26 protein-coding genes are annotated in these 24,599 nt (G+C 38.2%); 8 read left to right on the forward strand and 18 right to left on the reverse strand.

From position 1 onward, the window contains the following. Positions 1-107 precede the first annotated feature (107 nt). From GHT08_RS07000 to htpX, 6 genes are all read left to right on the forward strand, one after another. Complete coding sequence (locus tag GHT08_RS07000) at positions 108-611, forward strand: RNA polymerase sigma factor (protein WP_163580723.1); 504 nt, start codon at positions 108-110, stop codon at positions 609-611. Beyond that, the gene (locus GHT08_RS07005; RefSeq protein WP_163580724.1) at positions 601-1,506 is read left to right on the forward strand and encodes a hypothetical protein; all 906 of its coding nucleotides are present in this window, start codon (positions 601-603) and stop codon (positions 1,504-1,506) included. Before GHT08_RS07000 ends, GHT08_RS07005 begins: the two co-directional genes overlap by 11 nt. A 328-nt stretch (positions 1,507-1,834) precedes the next feature. Then, the gene (locus tag GHT08_RS22380) at positions 1,835-4,756 is read left to right on the forward strand and encodes a rhamnogalacturonan lyase family protein (RefSeq protein ID WP_163580859.1); all 2,922 of its coding nucleotides are present in this window, start codon (positions 1,835-1,837) and stop codon (positions 4,754-4,756) included. A 114-nt stretch (positions 4,757-4,870) separates the two neighbouring features. Beyond that, on the forward strand, positions 4,871-5,146 hold the full coding sequence (locus GHT08_RS07015) for a hypothetical protein (protein ID WP_018930402.1): 276 nt from the start codon (positions 4,871-4,873) through the stop codon (positions 5,144-5,146). 134 nt (positions 5,147-5,280) lie between these two features. Continuing rightward, positions 5,281-6,066: an SDR family oxidoreductase gene (locus tag GHT08_RS07020; RefSeq protein ID WP_163580725.1), complete on the forward strand. Its 786-nt coding sequence runs from the start codon at positions 5,281-5,283 to the stop codon at positions 6,064-6,066. A 158-nt stretch (positions 6,067-6,224) separates the two neighbouring features. Beyond that, the gene (gene htpX / locus GHT08_RS07025) at positions 6,225-7,130 is read left to right on the forward strand and encodes a protease HtpX (protein WP_163580726.1); all 906 of its coding nucleotides are present in this window, start codon (positions 6,225-6,227) and stop codon (positions 7,128-7,130) included. A 63-nt stretch (positions 7,131-7,193) separates the two neighbouring features. Here the strand turns inward: htpX and GHT08_RS07030 are convergent, their stop codons facing one another. From GHT08_RS07030 to GHT08_RS07040, 3 genes are all read right to left on the reverse strand, one after another. Further along, positions 7,194-7,784 (reverse strand): class I SAM-dependent methyltransferase, encoded by a 591-nt coding sequence (locus GHT08_RS07030; RefSeq protein ID WP_163580727.1) that lies wholly within the window; start codon positions 7,782-7,784, stop codon positions 7,194-7,196. Positions 7,785-7,860: 76 nt separating this feature from the next. Next, the gene (locus tag GHT08_RS07035; RefSeq protein ID WP_163580728.1) at positions 7,861-8,757 is read right to left on the reverse strand and encodes an NAD(P)/FAD-dependent oxidoreductase; all 897 of its coding nucleotides are present in this window, start codon (positions 8,755-8,757) and stop codon (positions 7,861-7,863) included. An 83-nt stretch (positions 8,758-8,840) separates the two neighbouring features. Beyond that, positions 8,841-9,254 (reverse strand): Rrf2 family transcriptional regulator, encoded by a 414-nt coding sequence (locus GHT08_RS07040; protein WP_163580729.1) that lies wholly within the window; start codon positions 9,252-9,254, stop codon positions 8,841-8,843. Between the two features lie 163 nt (positions 9,255-9,417). Between GHT08_RS07040 and GHT08_RS07045 the strand changes: the two genes are divergently transcribed. After that, positions 9,418-10,332, forward strand: a complete 915-nt coding sequence (locus GHT08_RS07045) for a VanW family protein (RefSeq protein WP_163580730.1) — start codon at positions 9,418-9,420, stop codon at positions 10,330-10,332. Between the two features lie 174 nt (positions 10,333-10,506). Here the strand turns inward: GHT08_RS07045 and GHT08_RS07050 are convergent, their stop codons facing one another. From GHT08_RS07050 to GHT08_RS07070, 5 genes are all read right to left on the reverse strand, one after another. Beyond that, positions 10,507-10,683 (reverse strand): hypothetical protein, encoded by a 177-nt coding sequence (locus GHT08_RS07050; RefSeq protein WP_163580731.1) that lies wholly within the window; start codon positions 10,681-10,683, stop codon positions 10,507-10,509. Positions 10,684-10,892: 209 nt separating this feature from the next. Further along, positions 10,893-11,531 (reverse strand): LysE family transporter, encoded by a 639-nt coding sequence (locus GHT08_RS07055; RefSeq protein ID WP_163580732.1) that lies wholly within the window; start codon positions 11,529-11,531, stop codon positions 10,893-10,895. Between the two features lie 138 nt (positions 11,532-11,669). After that, positions 11,670-12,077, reverse strand: a complete 408-nt coding sequence (locus tag GHT08_RS07060) for an NUDIX hydrolase (protein ID WP_163580733.1) — start codon at positions 12,075-12,077, stop codon at positions 11,670-11,672. Positions 12,078-12,112: 35 nt separating this feature from the next. Beyond that, positions 12,113-12,286, reverse strand: a complete 174-nt coding sequence (locus tag GHT08_RS07065) for a hypothetical protein (RefSeq protein WP_163580734.1) — start codon at positions 12,284-12,286, stop codon at positions 12,113-12,115. A gap of 200 nt (positions 12,287-12,486) precedes the next feature. Further along, positions 12,487-12,675, reverse strand: a complete 189-nt coding sequence (locus tag GHT08_RS07070; protein ID WP_163580735.1) for a hypothetical protein — start codon at positions 12,673-12,675, stop codon at positions 12,487-12,489. A gap of 156 nt (positions 12,676-12,831) precedes the next feature. On the opposite strand from GHT08_RS07070, the gene GHT08_RS07075 reads away from it, so the two are divergent. After that, positions 12,832-13,272, forward strand: coding sequence for a YtoQ family protein (locus GHT08_RS07075; protein WP_163580736.1), 441 nt, complete (start codon positions 12,832-12,834; stop codon positions 13,270-13,272). A 190-nt stretch (positions 13,273-13,462) separates the two neighbouring features. Here the strand turns inward: GHT08_RS07075 and GHT08_RS07080 are convergent, their stop codons facing one another. From GHT08_RS07080 to GHT08_RS07125, 10 genes are all read right to left on the reverse strand, one after another. Then, complete coding sequence (locus tag GHT08_RS07080; protein WP_163580737.1) at positions 13,463-14,578, reverse strand: ABC transporter permease; 1,116 nt, start codon at positions 14,576-14,578, stop codon at positions 13,463-13,465. Next, on the reverse strand, positions 14,575-15,843 hold the full coding sequence (locus GHT08_RS07085) for an ABC transporter permease (RefSeq protein ID WP_163580738.1): 1,269 nt from the start codon (positions 15,841-15,843) through the stop codon (positions 14,575-14,577). The genes GHT08_RS07080 and GHT08_RS07085 overlap by 4 nt, the downstream gene beginning before the upstream one ends. 12 nt (positions 15,844-15,855) lie before the next feature. Then, positions 15,856-16,788 carry an ABC transporter ATP-binding protein gene (locus GHT08_RS07090; protein WP_163580739.1) on the reverse strand — a complete coding sequence of 311 codons (933 nt, stop codon included), beginning with the start codon at positions 16,786-16,788 and terminating at the stop codon, positions 15,856-15,858. A 119-nt stretch (positions 16,789-16,907) separates the two neighbouring features. Next, positions 16,908-17,540, reverse strand: coding sequence for a response regulator transcription factor (locus GHT08_RS07095; RefSeq protein WP_163580740.1), 633 nt, complete (start codon positions 17,538-17,540; stop codon positions 16,908-16,910). Next, the gene (locus tag GHT08_RS07100) at positions 17,537-18,673 is read right to left on the reverse strand and encodes a sensor histidine kinase (protein WP_163580741.1); all 1,137 of its coding nucleotides are present in this window, start codon (positions 18,671-18,673) and stop codon (positions 17,537-17,539) included. Before GHT08_RS07100 ends, GHT08_RS07095 begins: the two co-directional genes overlap by 4 nt. 90 nt (positions 18,674-18,763) lie before the next feature. Next, a complete protein-coding gene (locus GHT08_RS07105; protein WP_163580742.1) occupies positions 18,764-19,267 on the reverse strand; it encodes an RDD family protein in 504 nt (167 codons plus the stop codon). Between the two features lie 718 nt (positions 19,268-19,985). After that, a complete protein-coding gene (locus GHT08_RS07110) occupies positions 19,986-20,837 on the reverse strand; it encodes a class II fructose-bisphosphate aldolase (protein WP_163580743.1) in 852 nt (283 codons plus the stop codon). Positions 20,838-20,848: 11 nt separating this feature from the next. Beyond that, on the reverse strand, positions 20,849-21,868 hold the full coding sequence (locus tag GHT08_RS07115) for a carbohydrate kinase family protein (protein WP_163580744.1): 1,020 nt from the start codon (positions 21,866-21,868) through the stop codon (positions 20,849-20,851). Positions 21,869-21,897: 29 nt separating this feature from the next. Next, positions 21,898-22,896, reverse strand: coding sequence for an ABC transporter permease (locus tag GHT08_RS07120; RefSeq protein ID WP_202882519.1), 999 nt, complete (start codon positions 22,894-22,896; stop codon positions 21,898-21,900). Further along, positions 22,893-24,392: a sugar ABC transporter ATP-binding protein gene (locus GHT08_RS07125; protein ID WP_163580745.1), complete on the reverse strand. Its 1,500-nt coding sequence runs from the start codon at positions 24,390-24,392 to the stop codon at positions 22,893-22,895. The genes GHT08_RS07120 and GHT08_RS07125 overlap by 4 nt, the downstream gene beginning before the upstream one ends. Positions 24,393-24,599 lie beyond the last annotated feature (207 nt).

The raw sequence follows: 24,599 nt of genomic DNA on the forward strand, positions 1-24,599 counted from the left end.
TTACATAAGAACCTTTCTTTTTTAATGCGCAAAGTGTAATGTTTTCGTATAAACGTCGTCTAATAAGTAAAGAACAACCAAAGACAGACAAACAGGGAGGTCACGAAATGGATGAAGAGTTAATTACCGATTGGTTTGATGCCTATGCTGATGATATCTATCGATTTCTGGTCTACTATACGTCCACGTCAGATGTCGAAGATTTAGTACAAGAGGTCTTCATTAAAGCAATCAATCGATATGATTCTTTCAAGGGAGATTCCAGTCCTAAAACCTGGTTATTTTCCATTGCACGTAATTTAGCGATAGATGAAGCAAGAAAACAAAACCGACAAGATTGGCGCAAACTGATTAAAACCTATGAATATAAAATCGACATATCTCCTGAGGATAAACACCTTTTGACTGAAAAAAAGCTGGAACTGCACAAGGCAATCACAAAACTCAAGCAGGATTACCGGGATGTTGTTATCCTTCGCGGAATCGAGGAGCTATCTGTAACCGAAACTGCAAATATTTTAAAATGGTCTGATTCGAAGGTAAGGGTGACATTCCACCGTGCTTTGAAGGCTTTAAAACTGCAAGTGAAGGAGGTTTATTATGAGTCATAACGAAGACGAATTAATAAAGGAGCTTAAAGAATTGAAAACAAATGCCCAGTTAGATCCAGAAAAGAAAGATTCGATGAAAAAGGCTCTTCAACAACATGCCAAGAAAAAGCGTTCACGATCAAAGGCAAAGCACACCTTCATCTGGCTATCTACTGCTGCTGCTTTGTTGGCTTGCAGTGTTACAGTATATACACTGATCAATAATAATCAAATCACGCTCCCTGCTGGTGATAACGAGCAAAACGAAGAAATTGGTAATGCTGGAGAGGGTGCAAAAGACCCTAATGATATGGAAGGATTAGGTGTCGAAGATCCGGATGCCGATATTTCAGGACGAGTAGAGGAGGAAACACCCGAACAAGATGACCATAGTGGTGAAGGAGTTAGTCAACAGGAATTTAAAGTAGATCAATTAGGTGAAGAAGCGCGAACGATCTCGGTCGAGGGAACGGAAGAAGAAACAACTGTATACAATTATCGCATGGAGCCATATGGTATTGAATATCAGGTTGACGAATTATATAATAAGTATGTTATCGAAAAGAATACAGTAAGATACCATGACGAAGAGGATAAATATGTATCTATTCAAATATACGTGGAAGAACAAGAAACAATAGAAAGTATGGCTAATGAACTTCAAGAACAGTATCTAGAAGAATTAGAAGATGTAAGTGAAATCAGTGAGTCAACAGAAGACGGTAATCCATATCCCGGCTTAACACAGCACGGCTCCCATCCTGTTTCCAATTTGGCACAAGGTTATTATGTTTATCAAATCGAAGACAATGTACTTGTTATACAGTACGAACACACGCCAGATGCCGGAGATGGCTTTTCATCAAGACTTCAGCTGCTAATTGAGTCGATTCGATATAATAAAACTCCAACATAAACAAAATATGTTGGAGTTTTATTATACCCTTTTATAAATAATCACCAAATATCAGAGGTTTTTATATAAAAATCAGAGGTTCGCTTGACGAATCTATTCTACTTCTCTAATCTAAAACGTAATCAAGAAATCCGGATACTTGATTGAAGTTCACGCACTAATTTATTTCTGCAGAAAAATGTAAGCGTTGTCATTAATTAGACCTATGACTTATGGACCCACTAAAAATCCAATAAAGGTGGTGATAAGTACTTTTTCCTCACTAACGCATAGAACCCAACATAAAGTAATCTAAACCAATCCAAAAAATAGGAGGTTTTTTCTTTTGATGAAGAAAATTTCCATCGTCCTGATTACAGTATTAGTGATTAGTCTACTTCCAACCAATCTAACAAATTCTCTTGAGGCAGAAACAACTGATGGTTACTTATTTGACTTTGGCTCAGCCGATAGCCCTGTTGCGGATGGCTACACACAGGTGGCCAATACCTTACTTTATGAGGAAGAAAGAGGTTATGGATTAAGTGATACGGTTGATAACCGTGATCGTGGTAACCCGGATGACATGCGCCGTGATTTCGTAATTGGCTCTGATTACTCTTTTATCCTCGACATACCAAACGGAGACTATTTCGTACGTATTATTGCCGGTGATGATATCGCCTTCAACCGTTCTAGTTTTATCATTAATGGTGAGGATTATGGCAATATAACATCAAATGGTGGTGAATATGCCGAGTTAACAACCGATGTAACGATTACCGATGGAAAACTAACCATTGATATCGGAGAAAATGGGCGAATTAATGGTTTGGAGATTGTTTCTATGACTCAGATTGACAGTCTGACAGTAGACTCTATTTCCTATGCTGCAAATAGTGAAGTAGCTTTGTCATGGCAAAGTGATCCAAACGCTAATCATTATAATATTTATCGCAAAGGAGAAAATGAGGAAGACTTCGAGAAAATAGATGAAACCACAGAGGCAAGCTATACCGATACTACTGTAGAATTAGGCTACAGTTACACGTATGCCGTAACACTTGTGCATTCATCAGGTATCGAATCAGAGAAAAGTAATGAAGTATCTGCTCCGATTGTCAATGAGGATGCGGAAAAACCACAGCCTCCAAGTAATTTGTCTGTAAGCAATGCTGAGCTTGATAACATCACATTAAACTGGGATGCTGTCGATAATGCTAGCCTGTATTATGTGTATCGTGCTAATTTTAACCCAGATGATTATCCAGATGGTGCTGTCGAATTTGAAAGAATCGGCATTACTTCAGATACCAACTTTACCGATGACACGATTTTAACGTATAACAACTACTATTATCAGGTTCGTGCTGTAAATGAAGGTGGTATTTCAAATCCATCGAACACCACAGAATCCCCGGTAACTGAAGTCAAAAAACGTCAGATGGAACAACTGGATCGCGCATTAGTGGCAGTTGAATCAGACGATGGTGTTTATGTCGGATGGAGGATGCTTGGCACCGACCCGAAAGACGTCAAATTCAATTTGTTCCGAGACGGCAAAAAAGTAAACAAGAAACCAATTGAAAACAGTACCAACTTTTTGGATGAGGATGGAACGGCAGATTCTACCTATCAAGTGAAAATCATTAAAGGCAGTGGTGATAAAATTACCAAAGAAGTTAACGTATGGTCTGAGAACTATTTAAGTATTGCATTAGATAAGCCTGAAGGTGGTACAACACCAGATGGAGTCGATTATACGTATAGTGCCAATGATGCTAGTGTTGGTGACCTTGACGGAGACGGTGAATATGAAATTATTTTAAAATGGGACCCGTCCAATTCACAAGACAATTCCCGTTCTGGTTATACCGGCAATGTCTACCTTGACGCTTATAAATTAGATGGCACCAAACTATGGCGACTAGATCTTGGACATAACATTCGAGCTGGTGCTCATTATACCCAGTTCCTTGTATACGACTTTGATGGCAATGGCAAATCAGAAGTTGTGTTAAAAACTGGTGATGGTACCGTCGATGGCGAAGGGAATGTGATTGGAGATCCTGAGGCTGATTGGCGAAATAGCAGTGGCTATATTTTAGAAGGTCCTGAATATCTCACCGTATTTGAAGGGGAAACAGGCAAAGAATTGACAACTACTGACTATACTCCTGCTCGTGGCAACCTTAATGATTGGGGAGATAACTATGGAAACCGTGCTGACCGCTTCCTTGCAGGTGTTGCCTATCTTGATGGGGAACGTCCAAGCATTGTAATGGCACGTGGTTACTATACCCGTTCCGTACTTGTTGCTTACAACTGGCGTGATGGTGAACTAACCCAAGAATGGATTTTTGATAGTGATGATGAAGGTAATCAAGACTATGCCGGACAAGGAAATCACAGCCTTTCGGTAGCAGATGTTGATCAAGACGGAAATGACGAAATTATCTACGGTGCAGCCGTTATTGATCACGATGGTACCGGCCTTCATACAACTGGCTGGGGACATGGTGATGCGCTACATGTTAGTGATTTAAATCCAAATCGCCCAGGACTTGAAATCTTTCAGGTTCATGAAGATAGTTCCATTCCGATTGGTTACGGCATACGGGATGCAGCAAGTGGGGAAAAACTGTTTGGTGTAGACCTTCGAACAGACGTAGGTCGAGGACTTGCAGCAGATATCGATCCTCGCTATGATGGTGCGGAATTCTGGGCATCTGGTGCTTGGGATGGAAGTGCCGGTAATGGACTTCATGCAGCAGATGGTGAATTAATTTCTGAAAACACACCAAGATCAGTTAACCATGCTATCTGGTGGGATGGTGACCTTGGCCGTGAATTGCTAGATCATGATTTCGACTCAAACACTGATCCACACGGAGTCGGTCGAATTGATAAGTGGGATTATGAAAAGGAAGAGCTCGTTAATTTATTAACCCCAGAAGGAACACGCACAAACAACTGGACAAAAGGGAATCCAACTTTACAAGCAGATTTAGTTGGTGACTGGCGTGAAGAAGTGATCTGGCCATCAGCTGACAGCGAAGAATTACGCCTATACACGACGACTGATATAACAGAAGAAAAAATATATACGTTAATGCATGACCCTGTTTACCGTCTTTCAATCGCATGGCAAAATGTTGCCTATAATCAGCCACCACATACCGGCTTTTTCCTAGGTTACAATATGGAAGAGCCTCCACGCCCTGCGATTGAAACTGGTGATGAATTGTTTGGTCCAGAAAAAAATAAGTAATTACCATTAAGGTGAGAGTATATGCTCTCACCTTTTTCAATGTCTTCCCCATGCATAATTACAGAGGTATTTCTGCAAATTATAACTGTGAGGAATTACAGAGGAGGCGTAACATTGAAAAAAGGGAACAATATCTCCAGTTTGCAAGATCAAAATCAGCTTGCGCAAGCTCAACAGTCCATTCTCCATTTACAGCGAGCAATTAATCAGGCTAAAAGTCATATGAATGAAGATATTCTGGAGCAAATCAAACATTCTATGGACAGAGCAGAGCGTTCATTAACTCAAGCAGAGAACGTTACAGATGATCAAAATGCGCTCAACTTAGTGCGCCAAGAATTAGTGCAACAACAACAAGTTTTTCAAGACTTAACACAACAAAACAGGTAAGTGCTGTGACAGAACCATTAACAAAGCTACAGACAATCTTACTGTCTGTAGCTTTCCTCTTTTACCAATCGTATGTGTAAGGAAGATATAAATAGGGAAAGTTTAGGTAAAAGGAACATAAGGAGGCAGTACCCTTGAATCAGCGATTTAAAGATAAAGTAGCTGTAGTAACGGGTGGGAGTTCGGGTATTGGTCGTGCTTCTGCCATCCAGCTTGCAAAAGAAGGTGCAAAAATATGCTTAATGGATTTAAAGGAGGAACAAGCAGAAAAGGTAAAAAAAGAAATAGAAAGAGACCGTGGTGAAGCACTCATTACCGATGTTGATTTATCCGATCCTGTAAGAGTCGAAAAAGGCATGCAAGAAGTAGTTGATGCCTGGGGAAGAATCGATATCATTTTTGCAAATGGTGGTATAAACGGTGTACTTGCACCGATAGAGGATTTAACTCCCGAGGATTGGGACAAAACGATTCATACCAACTTAAAAGGAACCTTCCATACGGTTAAATATGCAATACCTTTTATGAAAGAGAAAGGCGGTAGTGTGATCATCACAAGCTCTGTCAATGGTAATCGCGTTTTTTCTAATTTCGGGATGTCGGCTTACAGTACATCAAAAGCAGGACAAATGGCTTTTGGTAAAATGGCTGCATTAGAATTAGCCAAATATAAAATAAGAGTCAATATTATTTGTCCTGGTGCGATTGAAACTAATATCGGTAAAAACACGGAGAAAACACCTGAACTAGATAAGATTAATATCCCCGTTGAGTACCCTGAAGGAGATAAACCATTAGAACATCAACCAGGAAAGCCAGAGCAAGTCGCAGACCTAGTGGCCTTCCTCGCTTCCGATCAATCGAATCATATCACTGGGACAGAACTATTTATTGACGGTGCAGAATCATTACTGAGATAATCTATTTAGGCTTATCGTTATTGTTATATGGCGATAAGCCTTCGTTCTATGAAAAAAGTGAACTCTCTTATGTTATATAATATCATCAAAATTGTTTCCTAGAGGCAAAAATATGATATGATATAAGATGAAGATTTCACCGAATTGGAGGTTAGGAAATGGGGAAGCGTTTGTTTTTGTTTATCTTGACAAATATCTTGGTGATGACGACGATAGTTATTGTATGGTCAGTAATCACTAGATACACAAATCTTGGTGGTTCCTATTATAATGGCGTAACTATCAATTATACAACTCTCATGGTCTTTAGTTTGGTGGTTGGTTTTACGGGCGCATTCATCTCATTAGCTATGTCCCGTTGGATGGCCAAAATGATGATGAAAGTAAAAGTAATTGACCCAAGCCGCCCAGCATCAGCTCAAGAACGTGCCGTTTATGAAAAGGTAGAGAGATTATCCCGTGCTGCTGGACTGGCACACACACCGGAAGTTGGAATTTACCAATCAAGAGAAGTAAATGCTTTTGCGACTGGCCCAACGAAGAAGCGTTCACTGGTTGCTGTTTCTCAAGGACTGTTAGACACAATGGATGATGATGCCGTAGAAGGTGTTATCGCACACGAAGTAGCACACGTTGCAAATGGCGACATGGTGACAATGACACTTTTACAAGGTATTGTTAACACATTTGTTGTGTTCTTCTCCCGAATCGCAGCCATTATCGTATCGCGATTTGTCCGTTCAGAAATTCAATGGATCGTACAATTTGCGGCGATTATTGTCTTCCAAATTTTATTCTCTATTCTTGGAAGCTTTGTCGTCAGTGCCTACTCACGACACCGAGAGTATCACGCTGACCGTGGTGGAGCCGATCTAGCGGGACGTGACAAAATGGCGCATGCATTACGCTCACTAAAAATGTATGTTGATCGCGCAAAAATTGATGATCGTACCGACGATTCTGCGATCCAAACGATGAAAATCAGTGGAAAAAGCGGCATGATGGCATTAATGTCTTCTCACCCACCACTAGAAGATCGTATTGCAAAACTGGAACAACGATAATACGAGACAAACAAGGAGCTGTCCGGTAAGTTTTAATAACTTATATGGGCAGCTCCTTTTTTTTTACTTCTTAGCAATAATAATGTACAGATCATCAGTCGGTTGCAATTGCTGTATCACTCTAAATCCTACCTTCTTAATTTCTTGTTCCATGAGTGATGAAGAAATTCTCGGATGGTTATCAGGATCTTTTTCTTTCTTTTCAAATTCAACACAAACGAAATATCCACCAGATTTAAGCACTCGCTTCATTTCGTTTAATGAAGCAGACAAATCTTTCACCTCATGTAAAACAATTGAAGCTAATGCGATGTCAACGGAATGAGTAAGGAGCGGTATATTATTGATACTCCCTTTCATCGTTTTGATATTTGTTATATTTTCTTTCTTTGCTTTGGTATGGACATAGTCTAACATTTTAGCATCGATATCTAATGCATATACCAATCCTTCCACCATTCTAGCTGCTGGAATAGTAATATATCCTGTACCTGCTCCTAAATCTAAAATATTATCCTTTTTATCAAGAGGAACCATACGCAGCAGCTGTTCTGGTGGTATATCCCCTCTTTTCTCAGGGTTATCAAGAAATTCAACTTTTTTTGCGAAATGTTCCATTCCTTCAGAATCATACTCTTTTTTATCCACATCCATCAATCTCCTTTTTAAATAATATGTTACTTGAAACTTGTAAAAGAGGCTTACAAACAGTTAGCACGTGATGAAGGTATTAAAAATCTTCGTTAATTAAATCACTTACTACCCCAGCTGCAACTTTACTACCTTCACTTGCCGCGATAATTAATTGAGGCATGGAAAAGGTAGTATCTCCACTAGCATAGATTCCATCAATATTCGTCCTTCCAAAATCATCTGTTTCAATGCCACCCATTTCGGTGATACTACATCCTAATGACTCTGCTAAAGTTGATGTTTGTTTTAATTCGCTAACTACAAACCCTCCTTCCCTCTCTATTTCCATTCCATTTATAAACTTCACTTTTTGTAAGTAGCCTTTTTCTCCATGCAAAGCTTCTATTTCACTTTCCACGATTTGGATATTTTTGTTTTGAAGTAATTGTTTTTCTTCCTCAGAGAAAACCTGCTTTCCGTTTGTACATACCACAAGATCACTACTCCAATTAGAAACCATTTTTGTCAAATGCATAGCACGATCGTTTTCTGCAATAACAACTAGTCGGCGATCTTTTAATTCCCATCCATCACAAAATGGGCAAATGAATAAACTCGTGCCATAAAATTCATGAATTCCGGCTATTTCTGGTAATACATCTTGAAGTCCAGTTGCAAGAATAACCTTTCTCGAACGATAGGAACTTCCATCATCTGTATAAATAATAAAGGATTCATTTTCTTTTTTTATATTTATTACTCGTTGGTTTTCCACCGACAGATTAGGGTATTTCGCCAAGTCCTGCTTAGCAATTCGTTTGAATTCTGAAGGTTTGATCCCATCTCTTGTGATAAAACCATGCGATTTATGAGTTACAGCATTTCTAGGTTTATTTTCATCAAACAAGATGATATTCTTCTTAGCCCTTGCAAGTACTAGAGCAGCATTGAGTCCTGAAGGTCCTCCACCAATAATGACACAATCTAATAACATATATTTTCCTCCTAAAAATAAGTACATTAGAGACTCTTAATATCTATAATTAAGGTAAAAAAATTATGATGACTGTTCGTTTACTATTTTTGCTGTTCGATTTGTTTTGCAATATCAACAATATATTTCTTATCTAAGTCATCTTTCATCTTTCTTTCTGCTTCAATCATGACATTTTCAATTAAACATTCGCCATTTTTACTTTCTTCATGTTCCAGCGAACAGCTAAATAAGGTTGTTTCCCCTTCAATAGCATGGATAACATCTAAAAAGGAAATTTCTTGCGACCGCCTGATAACACTATACCCTCCATTAACACCAGGAGTTGATTCAATCAATCCTGCTTTGACAAGCTTCGTTAAAATTTTGGAAAGGTATGTTGGTGAAAGATTTTGTATTTTTGCTAATTGATCTACTCCAAGAGATTTTCCTTTTGGTGCTAACGTTAAATAAGCCATTGTGTGTAGTGCATAGTTTGTGGCTCTGGAATATTTCATTACTTTTTCACCTCATAGATATATTAGAGACTCTTTTTGTCTGTAATTGATGTTAAACTAAACTGACATAAAACACAAGCTATTTACTCATTTTTTTATTTTTGCAATTTATCACATGAAATCATGCCTCTGAAACATACTAAGGTTAGGAGGCAACTAGCAGATGAAAATGACCTATTTAACAATCTTTTTTTTACTTTTCACTCAAACCAGTGTTTCGCATGACTTGGTGGTAACGTACAAAGGGGAACCAATAGCGAGTATCAATCGAACTGATTTGATGATTCCCTATTTGGACGATCCGCTAATCGATGATTCTAAGTTTAGCCAGTTTACAAAAGAACTTGGTGAAAAAATCTCCCAAGAACCTGTAGATGCAACAATCGACAATGATGGAATAATTGTCCCTGGTCAGGAGGGATATACATTACACCGCCAAAAATTCAAAGAACTGTTTTACACCAATTTTTTAGAAAAGGATGCTATCCGAATAGAAGCACCAATACTTAAATTGCACCCCAGAGTGGACAGTGAATTACTCGCCGATATTCGAACACAACAAATAGGACAATATATTACCTATTTTAATGCAAATAACGAAGAAAGATCTCATAATATTTCTCTTTCAGCGGAAGCGATTAATAACCATGTTGTATTTCCCGGTAAAACCTTTTCTTTTAACGAAGTGGTTGGAAAAAGAACGAAAGAAAAAGGATATTTGCCTGCTCCCGAGATAGTAAAAGGGGAATTAACAGAAGGTATCGGTGGGGGAATTTGCCAAGTGTCCTCCACTCTATTTAATGCTGTTGACCGGGCTGGAGTAGAAATTATCGAGCGATATTCTCATAGTAGGAAAGTTCCTTATGTTCCACCTGGACGTGATGCAACAGTTAGCTGGTACGGACCTGATTTCACATTCAAAAATAATTATAATCAACCTTTGCTTATTCGTTCTAAGGCCATTGATGGTAAAGTAATCATCAATATATACTCTTCTGAATTAGTGGAATACACTCCACGCAAAGTACCTAACGCATCAGACCAACTTCCAAAAGAAATAAAGATATTCAGCAATTAGCTACAGTTGGAATCAGATATTATTAGAATGCGTCCGTAATCAACTGAGATACTATTAGTTTTACGAGAAAAACTGCAAAATAAAACTGTAAGATTTCCCTGTAAAACGGAATTAACAGGGAAATCTGTCCAAGCAAATGAACAGATTTCCGCGTAAGGAGTTAGCTTTTTATTATTATTGCAATTGTTTATTGCGAAATTCAGCTTCTTTATTGCGAAATTGCAATTGTTTATTGTGAAATCCCGATCCTTTATTGCGAAATTCAGCTTCTTTATTGCGAAATTGCAATTGTTTATTGTGAAATCCCGATCCTTTATTGCGAAATTCAGCTTCTTTATTGCGAAATTGCAATTGTTTATTGTGAAATCCCGATCCTTTATTGCGAAATTCAGCTTCTTTATTGCGAAACCTATATCTCTACTTATGTTATTTCTTTTTTGACTTTCCAAATACTCCTATCGCAATAGCTACAGCAACAGCTAAGGCAACCCAAGAACCTACTCCCATTACCATCACCACCTTTAATATATCCATACGTTTCATGGATAAGGAAGTTTCATTTAGTAAATATCCATAAAAGTGATGATAGCTTGATAACCAAAGTTTAATCCGAATATCCATAATACAATGCCAGCTATGATAGAAATCCATTTGATGATTGTCTTATTAATTCTTTTACGGCTAAAATGGGCTATTGCCGCCATGGAAACATCCCAAATCATGATTCCAATAAATATAGCACTGCTGTACAGAAGTGCCTGTTGCTTTCCAATTGTATGTACTGCCTCTGTCAAAACCGATCCATATATACCAATCCAGAAAATAATATTTAATGGATTCGAAGCTGCCAGTAAAAAGCCCGTTACAAATGACTTTATCGGAGGTTCATATTGATTACTCTCAGCAAGGGTTATCTTCTTTTTGGAATCACGAATACTCTCATATCCCAAATAACTAAGAACTAAGCAACCTAAAGTCCACATTAATAATTTGGGAATAGGAGTCGTCAAATAGTCCGCAAGACCATAGTAAATGATGAACATAAACAGGACATCAGCTAACATCCCACCAATGCCAACAAGCCATGCATTTAGAAAGCCATGGTGAATTCCTTTGTTAAATTGCGCAATATTAATTGGACCAACCGGCGCAGAAAGTGATATACCTAAAAAAATATATGAGATGATGATACTTATCATTGCGTTTTCTCCTAATTAATTTGATTGACTTATTAGTCGATAATTTCTACATCCTTTATTTTATTTTTATTGCAATTCCATGCGTCTTCATCACTTCTTGGTATCGCAAACCAAACCTTTCAAGACGACTCACCTCATTCAACATTCCACAAAAAATGGATGCAGATGATCATTTAAACAATACTCCATTCGATTTCTGAAAGTATGCCATGTAACCATCTCAAGTGCTTGGTTAATAGGAAAGAAACCTACCTCTAAACTTTCAAGACTAGTTGTTAATTCTCCACCGATCACTTTTCCTAAAAACAATGCATTACAAATACAACGACTTACATTTTGATACATGCCACAAAATTTTTCTATTTCAATATCTATACCTGACTCTTCCTTTGTCTCCCTAATTGCGGCGCTTTTTATTGATTCTCCCTCTTCTACTTGACCTCCAGGCATTTCCCAACCTCTTTTTGGGCTTTTCACTAACAAAATCTCATTTTTATCATTTAAAACACAGGCAGAAGCCGAAACGATATGTTTTGGTGTCACCATCATCCACACTCCTCGATCTTGAAAATGAATCCTTTTTAAAATATAAAATTGGCAATCATGCCTAATACGATCATAATCGCCATTCCACCGAATAGGAAATACCCGATTATTTTAATGGGAAGTGGTAGGCGACCACCTCTAGTGATAGGAGCACCTTCGACCTTCTGATTATGCTCTATGACATCGTTAAAAGATTGATTTGGAGACATTATGACCTTCTCCCTTCATTCTAAAAATCACCTATTCTTATAACTGTTATAAACTACAAATGAAAATAATAATAATAAAACAACACCGACTCCAAGTACTATATTCATTATCATTTTTCCATAACCACCTTCAATATCATTTCCTAGTGAGGGACCAGGAGCTATCTCCTTTACGAGAGCAATATCTCGCAGGGGAATTATCAAGAACTCGGTTTCTTCATTAAGATTATTCCGTTCGCAACAGCTCCAATTAATCCAGTAAAAACAAAGATATATGCTACAACTAAGGGTGTTGATTCAAGTGACTCGGTCAGTAGTCTAAATAAACCTGCTGCAAAAATAAGCAAACTACTTACAAGGGTAATAATGACCCTGATTTTACCTTTCACATCTAGTTCCTCCTAATTATTTCCTAATAAAATGTTAACATATACATTAACAAATGTTAACAATCACTTAGTAGACATACACTAGTATTCTATTTTTGAAAATGGAACCGTTTTTTTATATCATGAAAGTAATAATAATGAGAGAGGGGATTACATATGCAGCTAACTGTTTATTTAGCGGGACAGATTCATGATGATTGGAGAAAAGAGGTAGAGCAAAAAGCCAAAGAAAAAGGACTTCCTTTAACTTTTGTAGGTCCTCAGACAAATCATGATCGTTCAGACAATGTTGGTGAGGATATTCTAGGTGAACAACCTGGTAAGCTTTATAAAGACGATGCAGCATCAGATATAAACAATTTTAGAACACAAGTCTTAATGAAAAAATCTGATATCGTGATTGCTCTTTTCGGAGATAAATATAAACAATGGAATACCGCAATGGACGCAAGTACTGCGATTGCAATGAACATACCTACCATTATTGTCAGACCAGATTCACTTATACATCCATTAAAAGAGCTTTCCAACAAAGCGAATGTAACCGTTGAAACTAGCGATCAAGCCATTGAGGTCATCTCCTATATTTACGAATGAAACAGTATTTCTCTTCCTTGGATAAATGATTATTTCCAGGGAAGAGAAGTGGATATCCTCGGAAGAGATTCTTTGTTCCAGGGATAAATAATTATTTCCAGGGAAGAAATGGAGATATCCAGGGAAGACAGATGGATATCCTCGGAAGAGATCCTCTGGTCCCTGGATAAAAGCTTCTGCGTTAGTTCATTTACTTTGCAGCTGTACTCCCCCCACGCCTCTCGATAAGATTTACTCCAATACCCATGGCTATTATCCCAATAAGGAGCATGATTAATAACGGCATTAAAATCTCGTTGAAGTTGGCGTCATAGAAGATAACTGACATCGTTGCATCCATTGCGTGTGCCATTGGAAATAAATCTCCGATAAACAACAACACTTTGTTTGTGATCGTACCCGGCATCATATACGCTCCACTAATTAATGGAATAAGCGGGATGATGGATGGATAGATAGCATAGAATTGCTCTGGTGATTTTACAAGGCCAGTTAACAACATCGCAATACTGATCATGCTGAAGGTAAAGAGTGCAGAAATGATGATAAGTATCCACAAGTTATCACCCAACTCATAATTCATCACGTACTTAAAGCCAAGCAGAACTACGACAATTTGAAACATCGTCACCAAAAAGCTGTACAAAATATAGCCGATATACATACTCGATTTACTGATCGGCGACAAAATCATCCGATTCCACACACCTGAAACTTTATCATTTGTGACATTATTAACTTTAAATCCTGCAAGAAACATGGAGATCAGAAAGGTGAAAGCAAACATAAGCTGAATACTCATGTTATAGTTTGGCACCTCTTCACTATCCAATCCTTGTGCTTCGATTTGTACAGGCGCATCTGCTAGATAATTTTCGATCTCACTTCGGATGTTCTCATCTCCAGTAGCATCAATCAGTGAGCTAATTTGTGCTTCCTGTTGAAATACTTTATCCACATGTTGCCTTACCATAGAAACTGTCGGAAGCTCAGAAATAACTAACAATCGATAGTCCATCTCCATTAATTGAACCGCCACATCGATATTACCATCACGAACTTGCTCACGTGCCTGATCAGGGTCTGTGACAACAAAATCTAAGGAATTATCTATATTTAAGCGTTCTTCCCATTTTTTTTCGATCGCCTCCGCATTATCTTCCTCACTGAAAATAACCACCTTTGTAGGCGATTGTATCCCCCCCGAAAAAAAGAGGGTCGCAAGGATACTTCCCATAATCAATGCAAGAACTAAGATTGGATTTCGTTTATCTTTAGAAAATTGTGCCCACAAAACAGACTTCATTTTGCTCCCCCCCTTTTAGGATACATCACCAATCCAACTAACGTACATAATACAAAAAAGCCAACCAGCATTAAACTAGGCATTATTAAAGACGATACTTGTTCGTATTGTAGCCACTCCATCATCATTGATAGAGTTAAGCCATTTGGTGTCCATTCGCTAACCTTTTGCATCCAATCCGGAAATACATAAATAGGCACGAAGTTACCTCCAAGCACTGCTAATACCATTGCTATTACATTAAACACACCGTTGGCAGCATCTATATTGTGCATTTGTAAAGCAATAGAAGTGAATACCGCCGCTAAACCTGCAACTGCTAAAGCAAACAGTAAAGTAATCACAGCAACTCCTAGCCAAAAGTCGATGGAACGACCAGGAAATACATCTAATATCAAATGCGCTAAAACAAAGACGATACTGATTTGCAACCATGCTAAAATCAATGTTGATACCATTTTCCCGATCAAAAATAACATAGGATGACTATTCGTTACTAAAATTCGATCAAAAACTTGTTGTCTGATTTCTTCACCAGTTTTAGCCGCTACTGTAATGGCAAGGAATAATGCAAACAGGATTCCCATTGCAAGTGTGAAATACTGGGACATTGTAAAAGTTTCTCCTTCACCTAACTGCTCCTCACCACCTTGTGGTTGTACTACTTCCACTTCATTACTACCAGCGATCTGCTGCATGGCAAATTGATAATTCAAATTATCAATAAATCCGTTAATGATGTCATACATTGTCCCGTTGTTAGCCGTTTCTTCTTCCATTTTATAAGCAAGTGAAACTGCCGGCGATTCACCCGTGAAAGCCGCATATAAACTTTCAACTGTAAAGCTATTCGGGATTACTAACATTCCATCGATTTCACCTTGTTCGACTTGTTCTTTTGCTTCCGTTTCATCTAATTCGTGTACGGTAACCCAATCCTGTATGTCTTCACTCTCAAGAAAATTAGCTAAAGCTTCTACCGGATTTGCATAGCTAGCTTGTTCTGCAATCGCAGCAGCTTCCATCTCGTCAAAAGATCCCTCTTCAATCAACTTCTCCTGTAATGATTCCGTTACATTCTCCTGATTATCTTGATTAACCAATGCCAAGTGTATATCGATTATTGCTTCCTCATCACTGTCAAACAACCCATCAAAGGCAAGATTGAGGACAAAAATGATCACTATCGGAAGCAAAAGCGCGACTACAAGTTCTTTACGATCACGTAAAAATAAAAATAAATCCTTTTTGATAAAACTTCCCACAATTACACCTCCTTAATCTCTCAATGTCCTACCAGTTAGATGGAGGAAAACATCCTCCAGACTAGGTGACTCTGTTTGAAAATTGAGCAATTGAATTTGATGACTGTCAGCTAGATAGACAAGCTCGCTGATTAAATTGCTTCCTTTCTTTGCTATGACCTTAAGCTGCGAACTAGCTGCTTCTACCTTGCGAACACCTTCCAGCTTTTTTATCTTTTCCACAAAAAGTTCATCGATCATGCTTAATTCCAACTTAATAGTATCTTCAGACGATAAAATACTGAGCAGCTCCGCTTTACTACCAGCTGCAATCACCTCGCCATGATCCATAATGTAAACTCGATCGCAAAGCTGTTCAACTTCCTCCATATAATGACTCGTATATAAAATCGTTGTACCGTCTGTTTCATTTAATGATCGTACCGTTTCTAAAATATGATTTCTTGATTGTGGATCAATGCCGACTGTCGGCTCATCAAGAATTAATATTTGTGGTTTATGCAACAATGCAGCAGCAATGTTGACTCTTCGCTTCATCCCTCCGGAAAAAGTTTTCACTAAATCCTTTTGACGATCCTTCAACCCGACAATTTCCAGTGCATGTTGAATCCTGTTCTCTAATTCCTTGCCTTTCAATTTATAAATCGAGCCAAAAAATTTTAAATTTTCATAAGCAGAAAGCTCTTGATAGAGAGCTAATTCCTGAGGCACCACTCCTAATACTCTTCTTATATCTGCTGGTTTGTTTACGGTATTGACTCCATTCAGCTTTATTTCACCAGAAGTCGGCTTGATCAAAGTCGATATCATGGAAATCGTTGTAGATTTACCGGCACCATTCGGACCTAGCAAACCAACTGATTCCCCTCTATCCAGATATAAATTAACGTCTTGTACCGCCTTTTTCCCCTTAAATGACTTACTAACATTTATCGTTTCAAGCATGTGATTTCCTCCTTTTTTCCCTTTCTTACTATCTATCGTAAATGAAAAAGACCAAAGTCACTACTGACCCTGGTCATTAACTCTTCTTGCATATATTACTTTAGTCATTTTTTCTGCAATCATACTAGACGGTGGCGAATAGCATATATTGCTAATTGAGTCCGATCTCGTAATGCTAGTTTATCTAATATTTGACTAGTTTGATTTTTTACTGTACCTACTGAAAGTCCCAATCGTTCTGCAATCTCTCTGTTATTCAGCCCTTCTCCAATACATTTCAGGATTGCTCTTTCTCTCGGTGTTAACGTTGGATCAATGGACTCTTGTTCTTCGGCTTTCAGTAATTCCGGCACCACTTTTGCCGCCACCTGATCTTGGAGGGAAAGCCCTCCTTTTAATGCACTCTTAATCGAACGTATCAGTGATTCGGTATCTCCATCCTTCAACATATAACCGCTAACCCCCACTTTTAACGCATCCATAATATATTGATTATCATCAAACGTTGTCAACATTAATATTTTCAAATGAGGGAAACGGGAGCGTAATACTTTTGCCGCTTCTATTCCATCCATCTCAGGCATGCGAATATCTAACACCGCAACATCGAATAACTGTTTTTCACACAACGCTACAGCTTGCCTACCATTATCCGCTTCCCCGGTTACTTCGATTTCTTTATCCGTTTCGATCATTGCCTTTAACCCTTGTCGTACCATCACCTGGTCCTCTGCTAACAAAACCTTTATCATTCTATCCTCTCCGTTTTCGTTAATCGAATACTGCCACTTACTACAAACTGCCGCTCATCATGATGTATATCTAGGGAACCGCCCACTTTTTCCAATCGTTCTCGCATCGCTTTTAACCCATACCCTTCTTCAAAAAAAGGACTCGTTTTGCCAGGATTCATCACTTCAAAGCGAAAAATACTTTGACCCGGTGCTTCAAAAGAAATGTGAGCCTCTCTCGTAGAACTATGCTTCATAATATTGGTTAGTGCCTCTTGTACAGCACGGTAAATTGCAAATGACTGTTCGCCTGTCAATGATGCCGCAAATGCTCCGTGCTTTACCGAAAAATTGATTTTCATAAATCTTTCCACTTCTAACTTACGAATTAATCGGATGAGGCCTTGTAAACCACCGACTTCAGTTTGTTTAAAGGATTTTACAGCTCGCCTTGTTTCTTCCAAACTTTGTTCGGCAAGTTCTTTCAATTTTTTGACCTTTTCTTGATCTTTTTGATTTACAGTTATACGAAAGGCTTCTAATTGCATTAACAAAGCAGTTAGTTTATGACCAATAGAGTCATGAATTTCATGCCCTATCAACATCCGTTCATCCTGCCTGGCATGCTCTTCCTCCGTAACCAGCTGCCTTTTCATCCTTCTATATTCATCTAATAAGGCATCGTTCTTTTCCCTGACCTCTATTTCACGTCTTTTTACAAGCTGAAAGTACAATAATCCAATTATAATTAATAGGTAAAACAATACGACCCATGCTAATTGGTTCGTGGAGAGACTAGTTTGCAGCAGGATTAAGCATAGCCCGACAAACTGAACCAGTATTACAACTATACCTTGTAACAACGATAATCTAAAAACTGCTTCTGCAAGTACCAACGCTTGTACAAGTAACAAATATGGATTGAATTCCTGATTTACAGGGTAAAATATATGTAACAGTGTCAGTGTCTGTGTGCTGAATAATATCGTTTGTAAAAGCGATTTGTCAGCAAATAGCGGGAATAGGAACAAGATAATCAAAAACAAACAAAAACTGGTCAACTGTTGTAAAGATAAAGACAAATCCGATCCCCAAAAAGCTAATGGCCATACAAAGCAATGAATAGCGATCCACATAAAATATGTTTTATTCATATAGAAATACTCCTTCGAACATAACGATCATCCTTTGTGCCCTCATTATACTATGATTGATCATGCACCGCATCCGCGATTTAGAGGTCTTTACTGTTTTATTACCGTTGTTCCTGCTAATAAATCTGCTAAATGACGATGATCCTGACGTACAAGGACCATGATAATATAAAGAAATGCTAAAAACATCGAGATAGTAATATAAACCATGGCTAGCCAATTGAAATCATGATACATTCCATGAATAACTCCCATATGGCCTAGCTGCCACGGTAGAAATTTCGCAATATTGCGTACCGCGCTTCTTATTTTAGGATGATCAGGATAGAATACTTTTATCTTTTTGACTCTTTTACCAAAAGTGGAAGCACGAGATCCGCCTTCAAGAATCGAAAGTAGAATAATGACTGGAAGCACAGAGGCTAACGTTGCAATAAGTTGTGTTTGCCAATTTGAAAATGCAGGAATTCCATTAAAAGCGACCAGGTAGACTAATTGCATGATGCCGAAGAGTAAGATGAGATATGTACTGATACATAACCAATCAATCAATAGTGCAATAAACCGTTGTTTCCTTGTAGCAACAGCTTGCATATAAATCCTCCTTATTAATGTGTGAATCTGTTAGTGAAATATTTGAAGCTATCTCGCGGACATACAATGTTTTATCCATTATACTATTAATATGAGTACTATAGGGGAATTTTTCACAATAAGAAAATCTGAGCAAAAAACGCTCTTTCCTTATAACTAAAAGCTAAAGATTTATCCTTTCTCTAGCATCCATTATGAAATATTTAAACAGCTTAACCACCGCTTCGGCTACCCACTTCCCTTTCCGTGGGGTTTGTCCTTCTAACTTTTCCGAGCAAAACTCGCTCGAAAAAATGGATCTTCAGGTCAAACAATTCCCACAGGAGTGAAAGTGGGCGACCTTCGCTAAGTATTGTCCTCCAACGCTAGCATGAAGTAACACACAGCAGCTGTTATACAGATAACGAGTTTTCACTCTGTTCATTATAAAAAGTCAACCTATTACTTATGACAAGAGTTGTTGCACCTCCTCATAGCGGAGACTAATTACGGAGACTCCTGCGGGAATAGCACGAGCCGAAAATCCACTTTGCAAAGTTAGGTGAGGCCGTGCCCGTGGAAAGCGAAGTAATTAGTCGGAGCGTTGGCAAATAAACATAAAACATTTCAAAATAACTAGTTCGCTTAACGCAGTCATTGCACTGATTTTATAACTTCTTAACTTATAAAAAGAAAGCTTGCAACACCCTGTTTAGGAGTGCTTGCAAGCTTTCTACTATTAATTCATAAATATTTCAATAGCGCGTTGATAATTTTGTTTCATCGCTTTTTTGGCAACGGCCGTTATATCATGATAAAAAATATGTTCCTTGTGGTTAACATAATGCTTTACTGCTTCTGCGCCTGCTTTTGCTGCATAGCTATAATAATTGATTTTCCTTACTCCTGCATTGATCACTTGAGTATAGTCCTCTTCTTTAAGGCCGGAACCACCATGCATGACGACTGGTTTACCTGTCCCTTGATAGATTTGTTGCAAACGGTGAAAGTCAAGCTTAGGCTCCTCTAAATAAATGCCATGTACAGTGCCAAACGCGGCAGCTAGTGCATCAATATCTGTTTCTGCTACAAATACTTTGGCAGTTTCCGGGTCGGTATAAATTCCATCGCCTTTGTCGGAATCGTCATAGCTTTCACCGCCACCTATTGTCGAATCTGTCATCACTCCAAGTTCTGCCTCGACCGAAACATTTCGTTTCCTTGTATATTCTACCACTTTCTTCACTTCTCTAACATTAGCTTCAAAAGGTAAATGGGATGCATCAATCATGACAGAGGTGAAACCAATATCAATTGCTTGTTTGATTAAGTCGAATTGAGAGCCATGATCCAGATGGACCGTAATCGGTACACTTGCTTTTTTTGCTAATTCTACTAAAATAGGCCCAATAAACTCTAGCGGCATTAGCTCATTATGAACCTCGGCATGCGCCAAAATAATCGGACTTTTTAACTCCTCCGCTGCCTCCAGTGCTGCTCGGGCAGCTTCCAAAGTAGGAACATTAAAAGCACCAACTGCATAATTCCCTTTCTCCGCCATTTCCAGATTTTCTTTTAATGTAACTAACATCGTTTACCCCCTTATAGAAGAAAAGCATCTTCGCGTTTCTTCCCGTTATCATACATCCCTTTTAATGTTTGTATATCTTTCACACCGGAAGCACTATCTTCTTCTAACAAGGAGGAAGCAGCACTAGCGGTAGCGATTTTCATTGACTCATATAATGAATAACCTTTCTCCGCACCATAGAGAATCCCAGCTGCATACGCGTCACCTGCTCCAACTGTTCCTTTTATGCTATCTTTATTAATCGATAAAGATGGTAAACGATAAAATTCCTCCCCGTTATACCCAAAGCTAGCTTCAGGTGCGTGGATGACTACCCAATCTTGTACACCCATGCTTTTCATCTTAGTTAATGCTTTTTTTATATTGTTCACTAGTAATCTATCATTCTGTCCACGCAATGTTGTTCCGGTACTTTTCCCAGCTTCATATTCATTCACAATGCAGTAGTTCGTATATTTTAATGCAGGTGGTACTAGCTTTTCATATCTATCTTTATTTTCACTTACAATATCAATGGAAGTTTGAATCCCTTCTTTTTGGGCGAGATATAATAGTTTAGCAAGCTTTGTCCCGTACTGCTCATCCTCTTGATCTAAAGCATCTAACAACAGGACATAAGCAACATGCAAAATTTTCGCATGAATATTTAAAAATGGAAAAGCATCTTCATTAAAAGAGGTAGAGTTCCCTTTATAGGTATAAAAGGTTCTTGTTTTATCGGATTCATCAAAGATAACATCAGTAAATGGCGTCTCTCCCGTAAACTGAACCTTACTCAAATCGATATTGTTATATTTTGAAAAGCCTTCATACAAATATTGTCCTTTCTCGTCTTCTCCAAAATAAGCAATGATTTCAATTGGAAGAGTCGGATCGATATGAGCCAAAGATAGTGAACAGTTGGAAACAGATCCCCCCATTGACCGTTTCCTTTGCTCAATCGTCGTTAATTCTGATTTAGCTGGGTATCCATTTACTGATTTAATTTCATCAACCATTACCGTACCAGCAATTGCAATTCCCTTGCGCAAAAATATCCCCCCTTTCGTTATGAACAAACTTACAATTGATTCCGCTTCTTAATAACATCAGCGTATACCGCGATTAGGATCACCGTACCTTTTACGATATATTGCCAAAAGGAGCTGACTCCCATTAAATTGAGACCGTTGCTTAAAACACCGATGATAAGTGCACCGATTACTGTTCCACCGATCTTACCTGAGCCACCTGTCATACTTGTTCCACCCAATACAACAGCGGCAATCGCATCTAACTCCGCCATATCACCTGCTGTCGGCTGGCCAGAGAACATTCTTGAAGATAAAACTATCCCTGCAACACCTGCCATCAGACCGCTAAAAGTATAAGCGAGGATCTTGATCTTCTTAATGTTTATTCCGGCAAATTTAGCTGCTTCCGGATTACCACCAACCGCATACATGTATCTTCCTAATTTCGTTTTATTCATTATGATATAAGCAATGATAAGAATAATGACTAAATAAAGGACAGGAGCTGGCAGAAATCCACCAATATAACCAGAACCAATGTTATTGAAAGAATCTGACATCACTCTTACCGGTTTTCCATCACTAAAAACATAGGCTGCTCCTCTGGCGATGTTCATTGTTGCTAAGGTGACAATAAAAGGAGGAATAATCGTAGTGGCAACTACATAGCCGTTAAATGCACCAAAAAGCATCCCTACTAATAACCCTACAGCAACTGCCGCCCAGACAGGAAAGCCCAATGTTGCAATAAATAGTGTTGTCACAACACCTGTGACCGCTATAATAGAGCCGACCGATAAATCGATCCCACCTAAAATAATGACCATTGTCATCGCTATCGCTAAATACATGTTGGTAGAGGTTTGTCTTAATACATTCATGAGATTGTTAGAAGACAAAAAGTCAGGATTTATGATTGAAATAAAGGCACATAATACGATTAATCCAATTAAAATCCCCATATTTTCTCTAACAAAACTCATAACAGCATGGCTGATTTTAAACCAGATCGATTCTTTACCATCTTCATAGGTTAATGGAGTCATCTTTTTCCACCTCCTGTAGCGTAATACATAATTTGCTCTTGTTTGATTTCGTTTCCTTCTAAAATATTTCCGACTTTTCCTTTATACATCACCACTACTCGGTCACTCATGTTAATAACTTCTGGTAATTCCGATGAAATCATAATGATCGAAACACCTTCTTCAACTAGCTTTTGCATGATAGAGTAAATTTCAAACTTAGCGCCAACATCTACCCCTCTTGTTGGCTCATCTAAAATTAATACATCAGGTTTCGTTGAAAGCCATCTCGATATTAATACCTTCTGCTGATTTCCACCACTTAAATTCCTTACCGTCTGCTTCGCATGGGGTGTCTTGATATTTAATTCATTAATATAGTAATCTACCTGCTGCTTTTCGACTTTATTGTTTACACGCAAGCCTTTTATAAATTTATCAAGGATTTTTATCGACATATTATAATCCACTGCTTTAGACAGGAATAAACCCTGATCCTTTCTGCTTTCCGGTACATATGCTAATCCTTGATTCATCGCATCATTAGGCTGTTCAATTTTTACATGCTTGCCATTCAGTAGAATTTCCCCGCTATCATAGTCATCAATACCAAATATACATCTCATTAACTCTGACCTACCTGCCCCTACTAAACCTGAAAAACCTAAAATTTCACCTTTCTTCAAATCAAAGCTAATATCTTCGATGACACCTTGCTTGGATAGATGATGCACCTCTAATATTGTTTCACTAGTCTTCCAACCTTTTTCTCGATAATAGATATTACTTAAGCTTCTCCCTACCATCATCGCTACTAATTCATCATGAGTTGTTTCCTTCGTCTTAACGGTTCCAACATATTCACCATCCCTCATGACAGTAATGCGATCGGTAATCTCAAACAACTCTTCCATTCGGTGGGAAATATAGATGATGCCTACCTGTTGCTTTTTTAAACTGCGAATAGTCTGAAATAATGCCTTTACTTCTTTATCTGTTAAGGATGATGTTGGTTCATCCATGACAATAATTTTCGCTTCGAATGATACCGCTTTAATAATCTCAATCATCTGTTGTTGTGCTACCGTCAATTCTTTAATGGTCGTTCTTGGATTCAAATCCAGACCAAATTCTGCTAAATATTTTTTTGAATCCTCTATCATTTTCTCCATATCAATAAAACCACTTCTAGTTAACGGTTCTCTTCCTAAATAAATATTCTCTGCAATCGACAAATAAGGAACGAGCACAATTTCTTGATGAATAATACTGATTCCATTTTCTTGAGCATCGGTAACCTTCCCTATTGTTACTTTCTTTCCATTAACAAAAATTTCACCATCATCCGGATGATAGATTCCACCTAAAACTTTAATCAATGTTGATTTCCCAGCACCATTCTCTCCTAACAGAGCATGTACTTCACCAGCCTCCAGCTGTAATCCAACTTCTTTTAAAGCGTTTACTCCCGGAAATGACTTAGTAATTCGATTCATACTTAATAGCTCTGCACTCATACCATCACCTCTTTTCTCGATCTTGATTAAAATAAACTAGGCAAAATCAGTCCCGATTCTTATCTCTAAATACTAAGTAGAAGTGCGATTACTTTAGCAATAATGATGAAATATATGGACAGTTTTACTACCACTCCGGCTGCCCACTTCCCTTTCCGTGGGGTTTGTCCTTCAGCTAACTCATTTCGAGCAGAACCCGCTAAAAAA

It is taken from the genome of Gracilibacillus saliphilus (assembly GCF_010994085.1).
GTDB classification, from domain to species: Bacteria; Bacillota; Bacilli; order Bacillales; family Amphibacillaceae; genus Gracilibacillus; species Gracilibacillus lacisalsi.

Excerpts from the sequence above, each read along its gene's own strand:
- GHT08_RS07060 (WP_163580733.1), bottom strand. The coding sequence starts at position 12,077 with ATGGTGACACCAAAACATATCGTTTCGGCTTCTGCCTGTGTTTTAAAT.
- GHT08_RS07100 (WP_163580741.1), bottom strand. The coding sequence starts at position 18,673 with ATGAATAAAACATATTTTATGTGGATCGCTATTCATTGCTTTGTATGG.
- GHT08_RS07055 (WP_163580732.1), bottom strand. The coding sequence starts at position 11,531 with ATGATAAGTATCATCATCTCATATATTTTTTTAGGTATATCACTTTCT.
- GHT08_RS07120 (WP_202882519.1), bottom strand. The coding sequence starts at position 22,896 with ATGACTCCATTAACCTATGAAGATGGTAAAGAATCGATCTGGTTTAAA.
- GHT08_RS22380 (WP_163580859.1), top strand. The coding sequence starts at position 1,835 with ATGAAGAAAATTTCCATCGTCCTGATTACAGTATTAGTGATTAGTCTA.
- GHT08_RS07045 (WP_163580730.1), top strand. The coding sequence starts at position 9,418 with ATGAAAATGACCTATTTAACAATCTTTTTTTTACTTTTCACTCAAACC.
- GHT08_RS07105 (WP_163580742.1), bottom strand. The coding sequence starts at position 19,267 with ATGCAAGCTGTTGCTACAAGGAAACAACGGTTTATTGCACTATTGATT.
- GHT08_RS07065 (WP_163580734.1), bottom strand. The coding sequence starts at position 12,286 with ATGTCTCCAAATCAATCTTTTAACGATGTCATAGAGCATAATCAGAAG.
- GHT08_RS07075 (WP_163580736.1), top strand. The coding sequence starts at position 12,832 with ATGCAGCTAACTGTTTATTTAGCGGGACAGATTCATGATGATTGGAGA.
- GHT08_RS07000 (WP_163580723.1), top strand. The coding sequence starts at position 108 with ATGGATGAAGAGTTAATTACCGATTGGTTTGATGCCTATGCTGATGAT.
- GHT08_RS07090 (WP_163580739.1), bottom strand. The coding sequence starts at position 16,788 with ATGCTTGAAACGATAAATGTTAGTAAGTCATTTAAGGGGAAAAAGGCG.
- htpX (WP_163580726.1), top strand. The coding sequence starts at position 6,225 with ATGGGGAAGCGTTTGTTTTTGTTTATCTTGACAAATATCTTGGTGATG.
- GHT08_RS07040 (WP_163580729.1), bottom strand. The coding sequence starts at position 9,254 with ATGAAATATTCCAGAGCCACAAACTATGCACTACACACAATGGCTTAT.
- GHT08_RS07125 (WP_163580745.1), bottom strand. The coding sequence starts at position 24,392 with ATGAGTGCAGAGCTATTAAGTATGAATCGAATTACTAAGTCATTTCCG.
- GHT08_RS07095 (WP_163580740.1), bottom strand. The coding sequence starts at position 17,540 with ATGATAAAGGTTTTGTTAGCAGAGGACCAGGTGATGGTACGACAAGGG.
- GHT08_RS07030 (WP_163580727.1), bottom strand. The coding sequence starts at position 7,784 with ATGGATGTGGATAAAAAAGAGTATGATTCTGAAGGAATGGAACATTTC.
- GHT08_RS07005 (WP_163580724.1), top strand. The coding sequence starts at position 601 with ATGAGTCATAACGAAGACGAATTAATAAAGGAGCTTAAAGAATTGAAA.
- GHT08_RS07035 (WP_163580728.1), bottom strand. The coding sequence starts at position 8,757 with ATGTTATTAGATTGTGTCATTATTGGTGGAGGACCTTCAGGACTCAAT.
- GHT08_RS07110 (WP_163580743.1), bottom strand. The coding sequence starts at position 20,837 with ATGTTAGTTACATTAAAAGAAAATCTGGAAATGGCGGAGAAAGGGAAT.
- GHT08_RS07080 (WP_163580737.1), bottom strand. The coding sequence starts at position 14,578 with ATGAAGTCTGTTTTGTGGGCACAATTTTCTAAAGATAAACGAAATCCA.